This window comes from Ectobacillus polymachus (assembly GCF_048159605.1).
GTDB classification, from domain to species: Bacteria; Bacillota; Bacilli; order Bacillales; family Bacillaceae_G; genus Ectobacillus; species Ectobacillus polymachus.
The window spans coordinates 361,001-378,931 of the sequence record NZ_JBLREB010000002.1; the positions used below are offsets into that span (position 1 = coordinate 361,001).

At 38.1% G+C, this 17,931-nt stretch carries 14 protein-coding genes; 13 read left to right on the forward strand and 1 reads right to left on the reverse strand.

Annotated features, from left to right (window positions below):
- Positions 1 to 274 precede the first annotated feature (274 nt).
- The 9 genes from ACM5BR_RS12395 (at position 275) to ACM5BR_RS12435 (ending at position 12,374) form a co-directional block, all read left to right on the forward strand.
- Entirely contained in the window at positions 275 to 1,621 is a 1,347-nt protein-coding gene (locus ACM5BR_RS12395) for an APC family permease (protein WP_416828254.1), read from the forward strand.
- A 321-nt stretch (positions 1,622 to 1,942) separates the two neighbouring features.
- Positions 1,943 to 3,241 carry a Glu/Leu/Phe/Val family dehydrogenase gene (locus tag ACM5BR_RS12400; RefSeq protein WP_416828255.1) on the forward strand — a complete coding sequence of 433 codons (1,299 nt, stop codon included), beginning with the start codon at positions 1,943 to 1,945 and terminating at the stop codon, positions 3,239 to 3,241.
- A gap of 45 nt (positions 3,242 to 3,286) precedes the next feature.
- Complete coding sequence (locus tag ACM5BR_RS12405) at positions 3,287 to 3,535, forward strand: biotin/lipoyl attachment domain-containing protein (RefSeq protein ID WP_416828256.1); 249 nt, start codon at positions 3,287 to 3,289, stop codon at positions 3,533 to 3,535.
- A gap of 134 nt (positions 3,536 to 3,669) precedes the next feature.
- A complete protein-coding gene (locus tag ACM5BR_RS12410) occupies positions 3,670 to 5,811 on the forward strand; it encodes a sigma 54-interacting transcriptional regulator (protein ID WP_416828258.1) in 2,142 nt (713 codons plus the stop codon).
- Between the two features lie 185 nt (positions 5,812 to 5,996).
- Entirely contained in the window at positions 5,997 to 7,490 is a 1,494-nt protein-coding gene (locus ACM5BR_RS12415) for an aldehyde dehydrogenase family protein (RefSeq protein ID WP_416828259.1), read from the forward strand.
- A 21-nt stretch (positions 7,491 to 7,511) separates the two neighbouring features.
- Positions 7,512 to 8,885: a putrescine aminotransferase gene (locus tag ACM5BR_RS12420; protein ID WP_416828260.1), complete on the forward strand. Its 1,374-nt coding sequence runs from the start codon at positions 7,512 to 7,514 to the stop codon at positions 8,883 to 8,885.
- 171 nt (positions 8,886 to 9,056) lie between these two features.
- The gene (locus ACM5BR_RS12425) at positions 9,057 to 10,481 is read left to right on the forward strand and encodes an NAD-dependent succinate-semialdehyde dehydrogenase (RefSeq protein ID WP_416828597.1); all 1,425 of its coding nucleotides are present in this window, start codon (positions 9,057 to 9,059) and stop codon (positions 10,479 to 10,481) included.
- A 313-nt stretch (positions 10,482 to 10,794) separates the two neighbouring features.
- Positions 10,795 to 11,538 carry a hypothetical protein gene (locus tag ACM5BR_RS12430; RefSeq protein WP_416828261.1) on the forward strand — a complete coding sequence of 248 codons (744 nt, stop codon included), beginning with the start codon at positions 10,795 to 10,797 and terminating at the stop codon, positions 11,536 to 11,538.
- Positions 11,539 to 11,759: 221 nt separating this feature from the next.
- A complete protein-coding gene (locus ACM5BR_RS12435; RefSeq protein WP_416828262.1) occupies positions 11,760 to 12,374 on the forward strand; it encodes a hypothetical protein in 615 nt (204 codons plus the stop codon).
- Positions 12,375 to 12,389: 15 nt separating this feature from the next.
- On the opposite strand, the gene ACM5BR_RS12440 is transcribed toward ACM5BR_RS12435, so the two are convergent.
- On the reverse strand, positions 12,390 to 13,460 hold the full coding sequence (locus ACM5BR_RS12440) for a TRAP transporter substrate-binding protein (protein ID WP_416828264.1): 1,071 nt from the start codon (positions 13,458 to 13,460) through the stop codon (positions 12,390 to 12,392).
- Between the two features lie 91 nt (positions 13,461 to 13,551).
- Here ACM5BR_RS12440 and ACM5BR_RS12445 point away from each other — a divergent pair, with 91 nt between their 5' ends.
- From ACM5BR_RS12445 to ACM5BR_RS12460, 4 genes are all read left to right on the forward strand, one after another.
- Positions 13,552 to 15,159 carry an ATP-binding protein gene (locus ACM5BR_RS12445; protein WP_416828266.1) on the forward strand — a complete coding sequence of 536 codons (1,608 nt, stop codon included), beginning with the start codon at positions 13,552 to 13,554 and terminating at the stop codon, positions 15,157 to 15,159.
- Positions 15,149 to 15,847, forward strand: a complete 699-nt coding sequence (locus ACM5BR_RS12450; protein ID WP_416828268.1) for a response regulator — start codon at positions 15,149 to 15,151, stop codon at positions 15,845 to 15,847. Before ACM5BR_RS12445 ends, ACM5BR_RS12450 begins: the two co-directional genes overlap by 11 nt.
- Positions 15,848 to 15,965: 118 nt before the next feature.
- The gene (dctP, locus tag ACM5BR_RS12455) at positions 15,966 to 17,246 is read left to right on the forward strand and encodes a C4-dicarboxylate transporter DctP (protein ID WP_416828270.1); all 1,281 of its coding nucleotides are present in this window, start codon (positions 15,966 to 15,968) and stop codon (positions 17,244 to 17,246) included.
- A 163-nt stretch (positions 17,247 to 17,409) separates the two neighbouring features.
- Positions 17,410 to 17,655, forward strand: coding sequence for a DUF2164 domain-containing protein (locus ACM5BR_RS12460; RefSeq protein ID WP_416828272.1), 246 nt, complete (start codon positions 17,410 to 17,412; stop codon positions 17,653 to 17,655).
- The last annotated feature ends 276 nt before the right edge of the window (positions 17,656 to 17,931 follow it).

A 17,931-nucleotide genomic window follows, 5' to 3' on the forward strand; every position in this document is an offset into this window, starting at 1 on the left:
ATTTATGAAAAAAAGAATAATTTATGCAGTAATGAATGGGTTATTAGGAGGTGATTCACCACCTAATCTAGTTCATAAATCTAATATTGCGTAATTTAGAAGTTTTTTTGGTATTTTCTATCAAATATCGGAATATGGCACAAAATATGCATTTTGATAAGTAAGACCTTGGAATGTTGAAAAAGAAGGGAGGATTCTTAATTTCAGCTAATGAAAGATGTATGAACTATAAAATGAAAGCGCTTAATACAAGGAGAAAAAGGGGGAATGATAGGTGGAAAATGGTGCTAAACTGAAAAGATCACTAAAATTATGGCAAATCGTTATGATGGGGTTAGCTTATATGACGCCCATGGTCGTATTTGACACATTTGGTATTGTATCTAAAGTTACGGAAGGACATGTCCCAACTGCCTATGTGATTGCATTATTGGGTATGCTATTTACAGCTGCAAGCTATGGAAAGCTTGTAAAGGTCTTCCCTACAGCAGGTTCTGCCTATACTTATACGCAAAAGGCGATTAACAGACATTTAGGGTTTTTGGTAGGGTGGTCTTCATTGTTGGATTATCTCTTTTTGCCAATGGTAAATGCATTGTTGACTAAAATCTACCTCACAGCACTATTTCCAGAAGTTCCAACATGGGTATGGGTATTTTTATTTGTAGGGATTGTTACGATTCTCAATCTTCGGAGTGTTAGTCTACTTGCTAATTTTAATGCCATTTTTGTTTTCATTCAGGTTGCCATCATGGTGGTGTTTATCATCCTTGTTGTAAAGGGCCTGAATAATGGTGAAGGTACAGGTGAAGTGTTTACCATGCAGCCTTTCTTCTCGGCTGGAATGAACTATTCAGTTTTAATTACTGGAGCTACTATTCTTTGTTTCTCTTTCTTAGGGTTTGATGCAGTAACGACACTTGCTGAGGAAACACCAAATCCGAAAAAAACGATTCCGAAAGCAATCTTTCTCACTGCTCTTTGGGGTGGAATTATTTTCATCACTGCTTCATTCTTTATTCAGCTTTTTTTTCCGGATATGTCTCGGTTTAAGGAGCCGGATGCTGCTTTACCAGAAATCGCCCTCTATGTAGGAGGGAAGCTATTTCAATCGATTTTTCTTTGTACCACTTGCGTAAATACGCTAGCGTCAGGACTAGCATCACATGCCAGTGTCACACGTCTTTTATATGTTATGGGCCGTGATAAGGTTTTTCCAGAAAAATGGTTCGGGTATATTCATCCTAAGTGGAAAACACCAACTATTAACGTTGTTATAGTTGGAGTTATTTCATTGTCAGCCTGTTTCTTTGATTTAGTCACGGCAACATCAGTGATTAACTTTGGTGCATTGATGGCCTTTACCTTTGTAAATCTGTCAGTGATTAACCATTTTGTCTTACGGGAAAAGAAGCATCGAACTATAAAGGGATTTTTCAATTACTTAATTATGCCTTTAATAGGCGCTTCATCCATTGCTATTCTCTGGATCAACCTTGAGACGACCTCACTAGTAATGGGAATATCCTGGTTTATCATTGGTTTTGGTTATCTCTTATATATTACAAAGGCATTCCGAAAAGCTCCGCCTCAATATCAGGTTGAAGAAATTCAGGCATAAAGGAAAAAACGCATTCTAACAGGATGCGTTTTTTGATGGGGCTGTCTAAAAACTAAAATAATACGAAGCATGCGAAATAGGCTGTCTCAGAAATCACTGATTTTACTGGATTCTTCTTGACAGCCTATTTCGTGAGCTGACTCAAAAGGGAATGGTTTTCTCCCTTTTGAGTTAGCTCCGTATGCAAACTTGAATGACTTATGAATTTATACATAGATCTGGATGAATAAAAGCGGTGATATACCAACCAGTAATATCATTTTCAAGCTGGCATGAAAGTTGCTTTATATATGTATAAGAATAAAAAAGTGAGGTGCTAAAATGGCAGGGAAAACTGAGGGGATTGTAAAAAGCCAAAAGGTAAATCAAGAGAGTGAAAAGGATAATTCTTTGCAAGAATTCCAGGATATCTTAAAAGAGGCAATTGGAGTTTTGAACTATCCAGATCAGGTTTTTGATTTTATCAAAACACCAATGCGGTTTTTAGAGGTCAGTATTCCTGTTCAAATGGATAATGGTGAGACAAGGACGTTTCAAGGATATCGGGCTCAGCATAATGATGCAATGGGTCCGACGAAAGGAGGGATTCGGTTCCACCCGGATGTCACTCCTGAAGAAGTAAAGGCTTTGGCGGGGTGGATGAGTTTGAAATGTGGAATAACAGATCTTCCATATGGAGGGGCGAAGGGCGGTATTGTCTGTGATCCTAAACAGCTGAGTTTTCCTGAGATAGAACGATTAAGTAGAGGGTATGTGCGGGCAGTTAGTCAAATAGTGGGGCCGACAAAGGATATTCCTGCACCGGATATGTATACAAATTCTCAAATCATGGCTTGGATGCTAGATGAATACGATCATATCAGGGAATTTGATTCACCTGGCTTTATTACAGGTAAGCCACTCGCATTAGGAGGATCAAAGGGTAGAGAAACAGCTACTTCTAAGGGCGTAGTATATACGCTTCAAATGGTCAGTGATTTAAAGAAAATTCCTATTCAAGGTATGCGGGTAATTATTCAGGGATTCGGAAATGTTGGCAGTTATTTAGCGATGTATTTGCATGAATTAGGGGCGAAGGTTGTCGGAATAGCAGATGTGCTTGGCGGGTTATATGACCCCAGCGGCTTAGATATACCTTACCTTTTGGATAATAGAGACTCGTTTGGGGTCGTTTCGAATAGATTTCAAGATTCATTATCCAATCAAGAGTTATTAGAAAAGGAGTGCGATGTGCTCATTCCTGCTGCTATTAGCGGAGTGGTCAACAAACAAAATGCCGGACGACTACAATGCAAAATCTTAATTGAAGCAGCAAATGGACCAACAACAAAAGAAGCCATTAAGATTCTCGATGAAAAGGGTATATTACTAGTCCCGGATATTTTGGCGAATTCAGGGGGCGTCATTGTCTCTTATTTTGAATGGTGCCAAAACAACCAAGGATATTATTGGACAGAAGAGCTTGTCGATCAACGATTAAAAGAAAAGATAACAGACAGCTTTTTGAAGGTCTATCATACTTCTAAAAATTTTTCCGTGAACATGAAAGTGGCTGCCTATATAGAAGGAATCCGTAAAGTAGTGGAAGCATCCCGGCTTCGAGGATGGGTCAGGTTTTGATCGTAGACAGCATTAATAGGTATTTTGAAGAAAGGGGTGATGCATATGTACTCTGATGTGATTCTTAGCCCTTGTCACGGTGTCGTGGAAAAGATTTCAATCAATGAAAATTCAAGATTCTATGCATGGAAACCATTATTTCATATTAAGACAGCAGATGGACGTGTGGAAATCGTTCATACATGTGTTAACGGAGAAGTAGAATCATTAGAGGTTTTGGAGGGGGAACATGTAGTAACTGGAATGGTCCTCGCCTATTTTAAAGAAGATTTATTTGTGACCGGCAGTGATTAATACAGCAAAAAGAAGATGAATGGAATCATCTTCTTTTTACTGTATCTATTAATTTTTTCTAGTAAAAGGAACAATAGGAATTTAGTAGAATGTTAACAATAACCATATTAAGGGGAAATAAGGAGGGGTTACAAATGTTTTCCGTTTCTAAAGAAAAGATCAGACCACTCATTACAATAGCTATAGACGAAATAGAAGAAGATCAACATATAGAAATTATAGATATGAAAGAACCCTTTTTATTCTTGATTAAACAAGAGAAATTATTTTCATATGTTAATATGAACACTCTTTTACAGGGAATCAAAGAAGGTCCCCTATTAACAGTAAGAGACTTATTGGATCATTCAAAATCAATTGACAGTGTCTGTCAGCTTAATGAGCACATTTCGTTACCTGTTCTCTTTCAAATTATTGGGGAACCATTTGCGATTATCAAAGAGGAAGATGAGAAACCAGCTGGTTATATACGGCGTGAGGATATTCTTGCTGAGCTTTTTAAGCAAGAGAATCAAAATATCGATTTGTTAAAAATCATTTTAACCTCCATTCCTATGGGGATTTTTGTAATAGATAAGGAAAAGCGGATTATTAATTATAATGATTCGGGATTGAAAATGATGAAAGCCACGGCAGAGAAAGTTATGAATGTGCAGGCTAAATTTATTTTTAACGGTGAACACATAAATAATGTATTTGAAACAGGAGAAACCATCCTTAACCAACTGCAAATTAGAGATGAAACGGGTGTCCTCGTGGATTATAGCCCAATCTTTAATTTTGAACAGATTGTTGAGGGGATCGTCATTGTCGTACAGGATTTACCTATGGTTGAGGAAATGGCAGTGGAAATTGAGTACATCAAAGATTTGAATAAAGATATGAACGCCATATTATCGAGTATTTATGATGAGATTCTCGTCGTAAACCATAAGGCAGAGCTAATTCGCTTCAGCGACAGCGTAATTCCTGGATTCTGGGATACGGATTTAAAGGAATTAATCGGTAAAAATATCTTGAAGCTGGAGGAACAGGGGTTATTCAGTCCATCTGTGATTAGACTGGTCTTAGAAAAAAAGAAAAAGGTTTCCGTTGTTCAGGAAACTAGAAATGGATGTAAGATTCTTGCTGTCGGAAATCCAGTTTTCAATGAGAAGAATGAAATAGATCGGATTATTGTTGCATCCAGGGATATTACTGAAACAACACGCTTAAAAACAGAGCTAAAAGAAATAAAGAAGATATCGGAGCAGTATAAAAGGGAATTAGCTGATTTTAAAAATAAAGATCGGTTTACGAAGAAATTGATTTATCGAAGTTCGAAAATGGAACAAATCATAAATCAGGCCAGAAAAATAGCAGACTTTTCTTCAACCGTCCTTTTATATGGAGAGTCAGGTGTAGGAAAGGAGGTTATTGCTCAGGCTATTCATCAGCTCGGAAGCCGTTCTTCAAAGCCCTTTTTAAAATTAAACTGTGGAGCAATCCCTGAAAACTTATTAGAAAGTGAACTTTTTGGATATACGAAAGGTTCTTTTACGGGCGCTGATAAAAATGGAAAAGACGGTTATTTTAAGCAAGCAGATGAAGGGGTTTTGTTTTTGGATGAGATTGGTGAGATGCCTTTACATCTTCAAGTGAAACTTTTGAGAGTCTTACAGGAACAAGAGGTTATTCCGGTTGGGAGTACATCACCTATTAAGGTGAACGTTCAAATTATTGCAGCGACAAATAAAAGGTTAGAAAAGATGGTGGAAGACGGTAGTTTTCGAGAAGATCTTTTCTATCGCTTAAATGTTATTCCCCTCCATATACCTGCATTAAGGGAAAGGGTAGAGGACATTTCAGTACTGGCTTTTCATTTTCTTCAACAGCTAAATGATAAATATAATAAGGACTTCAATCTCACTCCAGATGCGATTAATGTTTTAGAATTTTACTCATGGCCGGGGAATGTAAGGGAACTTCAAAATATCATTGAGAGATTGGTTGTGACATCTGAGGAACAGAACATCACCTCAGAATTCGTTAGTCAATTTCTTTCTTTGGGATATGATGTAAAAAAATCAAAGCCGGTCATTACAAGGGTGATGCCTTTGCAGGAGGCTATGGATCATGTGGAGGAACAACTTATACTCCTAGCAATGAAGCAATATAAAACAACAACAAAGGCTGCAAAAGCATTAGGAATTAGCCAATCATCCGTTAGCCGTAAATATCAAAAAATAGTAAATGAAAGAAGTATGAATCTAAAAAATACGATTTCATCCATCTAATAATAGAGCCGGTTCAGTCATTTCTGAATCGGCTTTTTTCATTATGCAATTTTTAATAACTTATTCAAAATTGCATAAAGCCCCTATGGATAAGTAAGAGAATTCCTTTATTACTAGGTTTCTATCAGTTGGCATGCTTCTTGCAATATAGATAAATAAGAACGGTAAAAGGAGGATGTTCATACATGGTCGATTTGAAGGTGAAAGCGATTGATTTAAGCATGTACATTGATGGCGAATGGAGAAAATCGCAAAACGAGGAAAAGCGTCCTGTTTATAATCCTGCTACTGGAGAAATTATTACCTTTGCACCTGAAGGAAGCATTGGTGATACCAGGGAAGCAATTGATGCAGCACGTAAGGCATTTGACGATGGTGTTTGGTCCGATTTGCCTGCTGCAGAAAGAGCTGCTTATTTATTTAAAATTGCAGACAAGATTGAGGAGTATCAAGAGGAATTAACGAGTCTTGAAACTTTGGATAATGGTAAAACACTGCGTGAGGCAGGTTATGATGTCGCAGATGCTGCAGCCTGTTTTCGCTACTATGCAGGTCTAATTACGAAACCTGATGGCCAAACGTATCATGTGGCCGATCCGATGCAGGCCATGGTGGTACGCGAACCAGTCGGTGTTTGCGGTCTCATTGTTCCATGGAACTATCCTCTTTTAATGAGTGTATGGAAGATTGCTCCAGCATTGGCAGCAGGAAATACAATTGTTTTTAAACCATCTGAGGTTACGCCGATTACTCCTAAAAAACTATTTGAAATTTTCGATGAGGTTCAACTCCCTAAAGGTGTAGCGAATATGGTGATGGGAGCTGGACCTGTAGTAGGGAATGAAATTGCGGAGAATCCTCAAGTCGATATGATTTCCTTTACTGGGGGAACGAAAACAGGAAAACATATCATGAAAACAGCAGCGGACAGTATGAAAAAGGTCTCATTAGAGCTTGGTGGTAAATCACCTAATATCATATTTGCTGATGCAGATTTTGAAACGGCTGTCGATTACGCTCTATTTGGCATCTATGCGGGTGCAGGACAAGTATGTTCGGCAGGTTCCAGAATTCTTGTAGAGGAAAGTATTTACGATAAGTTTGTAGATCGCTTTGTAGATCGGGCTAAGCAAATCCGAGTTGGTCCAGGCAATGATCCGAATTCTGAAATGGGTCCTCTTGTCAGCAAGGAGCATTTACAAAAAGTATTGAGCTACATTGAAATTGGAAAGCAGGAAGGTGCTCGTATTGCCTGCGGTGGAAACCAGATTGTTTCGAATGGTTTAGGAAATGGATATTTTGTTGAACCAACTGTCTTTGTTGATGTCAAAGCGGATATGAGAATTGTTCAAGAGGAGATATTCGGACCGGTAGTTGTCATCCAAAAATTCAGCACAGAAAAAGAAGCCATTCATCTTGCTAATGATACCGTTTACGGGCTAGCAGGAGCTGTTTTTACTAATGATGGAGCAAAGGCTTTACGTGTCATTCGAAAGATTAGGTCTGGGATTACTTGGATTAATGCTTATCATCCTACGTACAATGAAGCTCCATGGGGTGGTTACAAACAAAGTGGTATCGGACGAAGCTTAGGAACATTTGGATTTGATGAATTTCAGGAGATTAAACAAATTAACATTAATTTACAGGTAGAGCCGGTTGGCTGGTTTGAAAACTAAAATTATATAGGAGTGATTCATATGAGTATCAGTTTAAATAGTGAGTTCAAACAAAAAGAGAATCAAAGGATAAATGAGTACATTAACAAGGTTTTAAGCTTAGTAGAAAAGGAAGTCGTAACGGAGGAAGAGGCAAACTGGATTACGAAAGAAACGGTGGATGGATTTAGAGAGCACGTAAATCCGGGCTTTCTTACTTATCGTAAAACGGTAACAAAGGATGGCCAATTTGCTGCTGTTGAATGGTCTGATGGGGGCGCTTGTTTTAAAGATATCTACGGTAATGAATATATAGACTGTCTTGGTGGATTTGGAATTTACAATGTTGGTCACCGGCATCCGAAGGTTGTAAAAGCGGTTACTGACCAATTAAAACGCCAGGCGCTGCACAGTCAGGATTTATTGGATCCTTTACGCGCCATGCTTGCCAAGATATTAGCAGATATCACACCGGGTGATTTGAAATATGCCTTTTTTACAAATAGTGGAACAGAGAGTGTTGAAGCGGCTTTAAAGCTTGCCAAAATGTACAGTGAGCGTACAACTTTCATCGCTACAGCGCGTGCTTTTCATGGGAAAAGTTTAGGTTCTCTATCAGGTACGGCAAAAGGCATGTTCCGTAAACCATTCCTGCCTTTAATACCTGGATTCCGCCACGTACCTTTTGGCGATATCGATATGATGAGGAAGACGTTTGAAACATGTGCCTTTGTTGGAGAAGATGTGGCTGCTGTTATCCTAGAGCCAATTCAAGGTGAAGGCGGCATTATCTTACCACCGCCAAATTACTTAAAACAGGTAAGAGAGCTTTGTGATGAATTTGGTGCATTATTAATTTTTGATGAGGTTCAAACAGGGATGGGACGTACCGGTAAAATGTTTGCGGCTGAATTGTTTGATGTAGTACCAGATATTCTATGTCTTGCTAAGGCATTCGGTGGTGGTGTAATGCCTGCTGGAGCCATTGTTGCAAAGGAAAAGGTATTTGAAAGCTGGTTCCCTAACCCATTTATGCACACGACGACTTTTGGAGGCAATCCTTTAGCATGTGCAGCGGCAATTGCTACCATCAGTGTATTGCTTGAAGAGAAATTACCTGAGAGAGCATTAGAAGTAGGAGAATATTTCTTGAAAGGCTTGAGAGAGGTTGCTAAGGAACATGAGGATAAAGTTCTTGAAATCCGTGGTCAAGGTTTAATGATTGGAATTGAGTTCCACAAGGATGAAATCGGTTATGAAGTTTCAAAAGGCATGTTTGATAGAGGGGTTCTTGTGGCCGGAACGCTCATCAATTCTAAAACAATCCGTATTGAACCATCGTTAACGATCAGCTATAAAGAGGTCGATACGGTTATCAATACTTTTAAAGAAGTGTTATCGCAAATACAGAATTAATATCATGTTCTGCCTGACATGCTTCGTGAAAACGAAGCTGTCAGGCTTAAATTATCATTTTTAGGATGGTGTATCAAATTCTTGGAGAATCCATTGAAACTGTCCTGACACCACAATATCTTTAAGAGGTGAAAAATGAAACAGATAACCGAAAAATATGAAATATATCCAATGTATATAGATGGGAAATGGATTGGGAATGATTACGAAGTATTTGCGGAGATTGTAAATCCGGCAACTAAAGAAATTATAGGGGCGGTTCCTGTTGGCGGAGCCTATGAAGCTGAACAGGCAGTAGATGCTGCTCATGTGGCTTTTAAAATCTGGTCCAAAAAAACAGCCGATGAGCGATATCAGATCCTTATGAAATGGCATTATCTTATTGAAGAAAATAAAAACGAAATCGCCAAAATTATGACAATTGAACAAGGGAAGCCATTAAAAGAGGCCCTAGGGGAAGTCGTTTATGCCAATGGATTTATTTCATGGTATGCCGAAGAAGGAAAACGAATTTACGGGGAAACCATTCCTGCTTCCCAAACGAATAAACGTATCCTTGTTAGAAAAGAACCAGTAGGGGTTATAGCTGCCATCACTCCTTGGAACTTCCCGGCAGCCATGATCACCCGTAAAGTTGCTCCTGCTCTTGCGGCTGGATGTACGGCTGTGATCAAGCCGGCTACACAGACGCCTCTTACTGCATTAAAGTTGGTAGAGCTTGCTCATAAAGCTGGTGTACCAAAGGGAGTATTGAACGTAATAACAGGAAGGTCTGCTGAAATCGGTGAAGCGTGGCTTAAAGATTGGAGGGTCACAAAAATTACTTTTACAGGTTCTACAGAGGTTGGAAAAACATTAATGAGGGGCGCTGCTGAAACTGTGAAAAAGGTTTCCCTTGAGCTAGGCGGGAATGCCCCGTTTATTGTAATGGATGATGCCAACCTGCAAAAAGCAGCAGCAGGCCTTGTTCAATCTAAGTTCCGAAATGCCGGACAAACATGTATTTGTACAAATAGAGTATTTGTACACGAAGGAGTAGCAGAAGAGTTTACTCAGCTTTTCAAAAATGAGCTGGACAAGCTTAAGGTTGGAAACGGCCTTGATCAGGAAGTGGATATTGGTCCATTAATTGATCAGGCAGCTTTGACAAAGGTTGAAACATTAGTGGAAGATGCTATACAAAAGGGCGGCAAGGTTGTCTATAGCGGGAATAAGCCAACGGAGGAAAACGGTTATTTCTACACACCTACGATTTTAACAAATATAACGGATGACATGTTGTGTATGCAGGATGAAATTTTTGGTCCGCTTGCTCCAATCTCAACATTCAAAACAGAACAGGAAGTTATTGAACGAGCTAATAATTCAAGTTATGGATTGGCTGCTTATGTATATACTCAAAATTTAACCCGTTCGTTTAGAATAACTGAAGAGTTGGAGTACGGAATTATTGGTCTAAATGATGCATTGCCATCAGCTGTACAAGTTCCTTTTGGTGGTTATAAAGAAAGTGGCCTTGGAAGAGAAGGCGGCCATTATGGTATCGAAGAGTATCTAGAAGTAAAATACATTTCTATCGGTTTGGATATCGATTAAACTTTTTTATAAAAGAATGATTCAATTGAATTTATTAAGAGCGTGTTTTGAATAAACTTTTTTCAAAACACGCTCTTTCTTTTTGCTCATTTATCAAGGTTATTTGTATCGATTTAATCAAACATTATTCTAAAGCTGAGGTGTTCTATATTTTAGCTATTACGGTAGTTGCGCATTATACTTTCGCTACAAATCCTTTAACTCTTGCACCAAGTTTTCCCCAATGATCCTACCCCCTTTCCCTTTTTAAATAACCGATGTATTATATCGAAATAAGATATATTTATTAAAAAATACTAGAGGTGAATATTCATTGGATTTGCATTCAGAGTCAGACCAACCAGTAGAAAATGATTATAATGAAGAATATAAAGAAAGAGGCTCCATGACTAGGCAGGAAGCAAAAAGGGAACTAGAAGAAAGAGGATATAAACAATGGTTGCCCGGCAGGAAAAAGAAAAAATCAGATGAAGAGGGCGAAGCGGAAGTAAACTCGGCTTCCAGATTCCGATCGTCAAAAAAGATGAAGAAAGTGGATATGTTCTGGGTAAAACTAGTCTTTAAGATTTTAGTAGTAGTGGCTGTTTATTACAATTTCAAATTCCTTTTGCACTTTATGAAAGAATCTAGTAATTTTACGCATACATTATTTGTAGTTGGAATGTGTGTAGGAATTAATTTTATTGCCGTTTGGATTCTTTTTTATAAACGTTCATTTATGAGATTTTATCTTTCTTTATTTGCGATTTTAGGAGCATTTGGATATTACTTCTATGTAAATTATACAAATCATTCTTTTTTAGGACATAACATCATAACTTCGGTACTTGTTCTTATAGCAGTTTTGATGGTCATTAATCCGAAAGAAAATTATTATGCGAAAAGCACCGTATTTCTGTTGATACCTATTTTAGGAATATATTTTAGTGGTAATCGATTCGCACTTGTATGGACTCTAATGTTTAATGCGGGATTGATCCTATTCTTTAGAATGTCTAAATTTAAAACAAATAAAATGGTAGTACGAAAAAGAAGAAACAAAAAGCAATCAGCCTAAGCAAATTACTTTGATTGATGTAAAAAAATAGATTGGATGAGCAAAACGAACACCTCTTTCGTATGATATGCTCCCCATTAGGTAGACAGATAAAAAATTAAAATCTGTTTATTTAATGGGGAGTATTTTTATGGCTAAAAGGAAATATTCAAAAGATGAAAAAATAGCAATTCTAAAACTCTATCATGAGGGAAAACATTAAGTCTTTTTGAAACCAAGCTGTGACGGCGAAAGAGCAGGAACAGAGGAAGAAAGAAGTCTCCCGGAATAAGTTAACGGCGAAACCTGAGAGTTTAACGGCGAAAATGGAATGTTTAACGGCGAAATTCCAGGTTGTAACGGCGAAAGAGCAGGAACAGAGGAAGAAAAAGGCCCTTGAGAATAAGTTAACGGCGAAAGTGGAAGGTTTAATGGCGAATTTCCAAGTTGTAACGGCGAAAGTGCCGGAACAGAGGAAGAAAGAAGTCTCTCAGAATAAGTTAACGGTGAAAACTGAGGTTTTAACGGCGAAATTCCAGGTTGTAACGGCGAAAATGGAAGGTTTAACGGCGAAAGTGCCGGAACAGAGGAAGAAAGAAGTCTCTCGGAATAAGTTAACGGTGAAAACTGAGGTTTTAACGGCGAAATTCCAGGTTGTAACGGCGAAATTCCAGGTTGTAACGGCGAAAGAGCAGGAACAGAGGAAGAAAGAAGTCTCTCGGAATAAGTTAACGGCGAAAACTGAGGTTTTAACGGTGAAAGTAAACAGGTTAACGGCGAAATTCCAACTTGTAACGGCGAAAGTGCAGGAACAGAGGAAGACTTATTCATGCAAAAAAAGTGCCTATGTGACATGACATAGGCACTTTTTGCTATTGCGGCAGCTGCGCATTATACTTCCGCTGCAAATCCTTCAACTCTTGAACCAAGTTTTCCCCAATCGTCGGAGCAAGTTTGTCATAGATAGGTGATAGTGTCTTTTCCCACTCTTGTCGCTCCTGATCGGTTAATTCATGAATTTGAATCGGTGAGTTTTGTTTGATAAGCTCAAGTTGTTCTTTATTCATTTCAATAGATTGCTTGGCATTCCAAGCGGTCGTTTCTTCCATTGCTTCCGTCAGTATTTTCTTTGTTTGTTCGGTTTGTTGGTTCCAGACTTTTTGGTCCATCATGACAACGTATCCTAAATATCCATGGTTAGTAATTGTCAAATAGTTTTGAACGTTATAAAATTTTTTAGAGTAGATATTTGAAATTGTATTTTCTTCGCCATCTATTTTTCCTGATCCAATTAATTGATAGGTAGAGTTAAAGGATTCTTGATGTGCGTTCGCTTTTAATAAATCAAATTCGGATTGGATGACGTCACTTTGCATAATGCGAAAGGATTGTCCTTTCATATCTTCGGGTGTAAGAATAGGTCCTTTATTAGATGTGATTTGTTTAAAACCGTTGGACCAGTGGGCAAGCCCTTTTATTCCTTCCTTTTGTAAGGATTGAAGTAATTGTTCCCCGATTTTTCCGTTTAAGCCTTCTTGTAAGGCTTCATCATTTGGAAAGGCAAATGGTAAATCAAGTACGCCCCATTCAGGGGAGAGTGTATCAAGATTTGATGTTGAGGGAGCAATAATTTGTACTTGTCCCGATTTTAAAGCACGAAATTCTTCTATATCAGAATATAAGCTTCCGTTTGGAAAGACTTCTATTTTTATCTTGCCATTTGATTTTTCATTAACGAGTTCAGCAAATTTATTAGCAGCAAGTCCTTTCGGGGTGTTTTCTGCTACAACATGGCTAAATTTGAAGACGATTTGGTCTTTTAGTCCGGCTTGGTCATCATCGTATGGGAGTTCATGCCCGGGGGGTTGACTCTTATATCCAATAAATAAAACGCTTCCAATTAAAGCGATGACAAGGAATATAACAGTAGCTGCTTTCTTCATCTATGTCCTCCTTTTGAGGTTCTTAATGTAAGCATACCGAGAAGTTTTCTATTCGTAAAGATACATGTAACAGAAAGGAGGGTGATGAAGTATGAGAAATTTGCCGATTCGCTGGAAAATAACAATACTTTCTTACGCAGTCGTTATCGTTTCACTGCTGCTTGGCGGAGTGATTATCGTCGCAAATATTCAACAAAAAGAAGAGCAAGATTTAAGAATTCGATCGATGAATACAGCGCGGACGGTGGCAGAAATGTCAGATGTAAAGAAGTCCCTTCAAGATGCAAATGGATGGAAGACATTAAATCCCGTTATTGAAAATATTAGAGTCATTAATGAGACAGATTATATTGTCGTCATGAATATGGATCGAGTTCGCTATTCGCATCCCGTGAAAGAAATGATTGGAAAAGTTTCAAAAGGAACGGATGAGGATCCAGCATTTGCAGAACATATTTATTTTTCCAAAGCAAAGGGAGAAATCGGTACGGTCATTCGTGCTTTTATGCCGATTAAAGATCAAAACTTAAACCAAATTGGTGTTGTCGTTGTCGGAAATAAAATACCTGGCTTTTTTGAGATTATGAGTGGATTAGAAGGAGAAATTCTTTTCATCGTTATCCTTACGTTAATACTTGGATTGATCGGTTCCTTAATGCTCGCCAACCATATTAAAAAACAGATGTTTCAGTTGGAACCATATGAAATTAAGAGAATACTTGAAGAAAGGACAGCAACCTTCCATTCTATTAATGAGGGTGTGATTGCGATTGATAACCAAGAAAAGATTACGGTTTTTAATGAGAAAGCAAAGCAGGTTTTTCATGTAGTTGGAGATGTTGTCGGAAAGCCGATTCGTGAAGTATTAAAGGATACAAGGCTTCCAGAAATCGTAGAGAAAAATCAACCAGTATATAATGAAGAGATAAAAGTAAGCGGAAAGGTTATTTTAAGCAATCGTATCCCGATTAAGAAGGATCATGAATTAATTGGAGCTGTCGCCATTTTCCAAGATCGTACGGAAGTAACAAAGCTTGCGGAAGAGTTAACGGGAGTAAAGAACTTTGTCGATGCACTGCGTGTACAAAGTCATGAGCATATGAATAAGCTTCATACGATAGCAGGTTTGATTCAGCTTGGTAAGGTGGATAAGGCCCTGCAACTTGCTTATAACACTTCCGAAGAGCAAGAGAATGTAGCGGATTTTTTAAATGAGACGATTAAAAACGATGCAGTTGCCGGTCTTCTGTTAAGTAAAGTAAGCAGAGGGAAAGAGCTTGGAATTCAAGTAAATATAGATCAAAATAGTTATTTAGAGGCTTTTCCGTATCAATTAGATCAACATGATTTCGTCGTACTATTAGGGAATTTAATAGAAAATGCATTTGGTTCATTTGAACAAATCGAGACCGTGAATAAAAGAGTGGATATTAGTATTGAGCAGTCAGAGGATGTGTGTGCAATCCTAGTCGAGGATAACGGATGCGGGATCAAAGAAGAACATCTACCAAAGGTATATGAGAAAGGATTTACCGTAAATAAACGCAGCGGGACAGGTTATGGTCTTTTTCTAGTAAAACAAATTGTTGAAAAGGGAAGAGGAGATATTCAGATTTCATCGATTGAAGGTGAAGGAACCTCTTTTATTATAACTTTTCCAATGGAGATGGAGATGGAGGTGGAATCGGATGGCATATAAAGAGACAATGAAAGTCGTGTTGATTGAAGATGATCCAATGGTTCAGGAAGTTAATAAAGAATTTATAAAAAGTGTAGAAGGATTTCAAGTCATCGCTGTCGCAAACGATGGTGAAGAGGGGATTCGTTTAGTCAAAGAAATGAATCCAGACCTCGTTATTTTAGATATCTTTATGCCGAAACAGGATGGAATAAAAGTACTGCAGGAAATTCGAAAACAAGAATTAGAAACGGATGTAGTGGTTGTGTCTGCAGCGAAGGACCGGGACACCATTAAATTCATGCTGCAAAATGGGGCGCTCGATTATATTATTAAGCCCTTTAAATTGCATCGTATGCAACAAGCGTTAGAGAAGTACCGCCAATATAGAATGAGTTTACGAGATTCTGGATCGATTTCTCAGGAGCAGCTTGATTTATTACTTCATGCTGGGCGTTCTGAGAAAACGGTAAGCAATTTGCCAAAAGGATTGAACGAGTTTACCTTAAATGAAATTGTAACGTATGTGAAAAAGCAAGAAGAACCTCGTTCTGCCGAAGAAGTGGCGCGTGCAATTGGGATCGCTAGAGTAACGGCCCGCCGGTACTTAGATTATTTAGAAAAAAGCGGTGCTATTCATTTGGCAGTTCAATATGGAGGAGTGGGAAGACCCGTTAATCGTTATGTATTTCGTGAAATAAAAAACTAAGACCAAAATGAACAAAACATTCGTTATGACCAGAATCTTCTCCATTTCCATTGTAAACGTTATCATTATATTACAAATAAGGGGTAGAAAAGTTTATAAAATGATGGGGGAGAGAAGGATGAAACGACTGTTTAAAAATTTAACCTTCCAAGTATTAACTGCCATTGCACTTGGTGTGTTAGTTGGATTACTTTGGCCAGGTGCTGGTAAAGCAATGAAGCCGTTAGGGGACACATTTATCAATGCGGTGAAAATGGTAATTGCACCGATTATTTTCTTAACCATTGTCCTCGGCATTGCCAAAATGGGGGATATGAAAAAGGTTGGGAAAGTCGGCGGAAAAGCTCTTATCTATTTTGAAGTTGTAACTACATTTGCACTTATAGTTGGTTTAATTGTAGTAAATGTTATGAAGCCAGGAGCAGGACTTAACTTTAATACCCTTGCCAAAGGAGACGTATCGAAATATACACAAGGCGGGGGACAAGGCATTAACTGGATTGATTTTGTAACCCATATCGTTCCTTCTAATATGATGGATGCGTTCGCGAAAGGCGATATTCTTCAAGTATTATTCTTCTCGGTTTTATTTGGGATCGGATTAGCGGCTCTTGGAGAAAAAGGAAAGCTAGTCATTGAATTCTTTGACAAACTTTCACACGTATTCTTTAAAATTATTGGCTATGTAATGAAAGCAGCGCCAATCGGAGCATTTGGCGCGATGGCATATACAATCGGTAACTTTGGCCTTGTTTCACTTTTACCGCTTGGAAAATTAATGATGTCCGTATATATAACGATGTTCTTATTTGTCTTCGTTGTTCTAAATATAATTTGTAAGCTATATGGCTTTAGTTTATGGAATTATTTGAAGTTCATTAAGGATGAAATATTAATCGTTCTAGGAACAAGCTCTTCTGAATCCGTACTACCAAGAATGATGAACAAGATGGAGCAATACGGATGTTCGAAATCTGTAGTTGGTCTCGTAATTCCAACAGGTTATTCCTTTAATCTTGATGGTACGTCTATTTACTTATCGATGTCAGTTGTCTTCTTAGCTCAAGTATTCGGTATCGACTTATCAATTTGGCAGCAAATCACGATTATGTTAGTACTTATGTTAACGTCTAAAGGAGCTGCAGGTGTAACAGGAAGCGGATTTATCGTATTAGCTTCTACCTTAACAGCAATGAAGGTTATTCCTATAGAAGGATTAGCATTACTTCTTGGCGTAGACCGCTTCATGAGTGAAGGAAGAGCAATTGTAAACTTAATCGGAAACGGAATTGCGACAATCATCGTCGCAAAGAGCGAAAATGAATTTGATCATGCGAAATATGCCGAAGTGGTTTCTGGTGTGAAAACATTTGACGGAGCGGAAGAAGTTAGTGCATAAGCGAAGTGAGGAAGGGACTATCCACTATTAATTGGTGGGTAGTTTTTTTGTTGCAGAGGCTGTTCAGCTTCATTTTTTTGTGTCCAAACTATTGACGCAACTCCAGAAATCGGTTGTTATATACATAATCAAAACAATTCTTGATTGAATAGGGGGAATAGAAATGATGTCTGTGAAAATACCAAAAGAGCAAAAAGAGATAATTATAGAAAATATTCAACGCTTTTTTGAAGAGGAAGATATGGAAAGGATCGGTAGCTTTCAAGCAGAGGCGTTAATCCATCAAATGATAAAAGAAATCGGTCCATATATCTACAATCAAGCAATTGCTGATGCAAGAAAGCTTGTTTTAGATAAGCTTACAAATATAGAAGAAGATTTATATGTACTGGAAAAACCAATTAAATAGAATTGACCCTGGAAAAGCGTATTCCAGGGCTCTTTTTTTGCTCAGAACTGCCATTCGTCGAGTGGTGGTTTTTGTCGATGAAACACGAAAAGTCGATAACCACTCCATTTTCGTTGATAAAGTAGTAATTTTCGTCGATAAACATTTCGTTTTCGTCGATAAAGTTGTAAATTTCGTCGATAAACCATCTATTTTCGTCGATAAAGAAATGCGGGGTATCTATTTTTGTGCTTAGAGCATGGCTTATTCTCCGAAAACGAAGAGAACCCCGCCGAT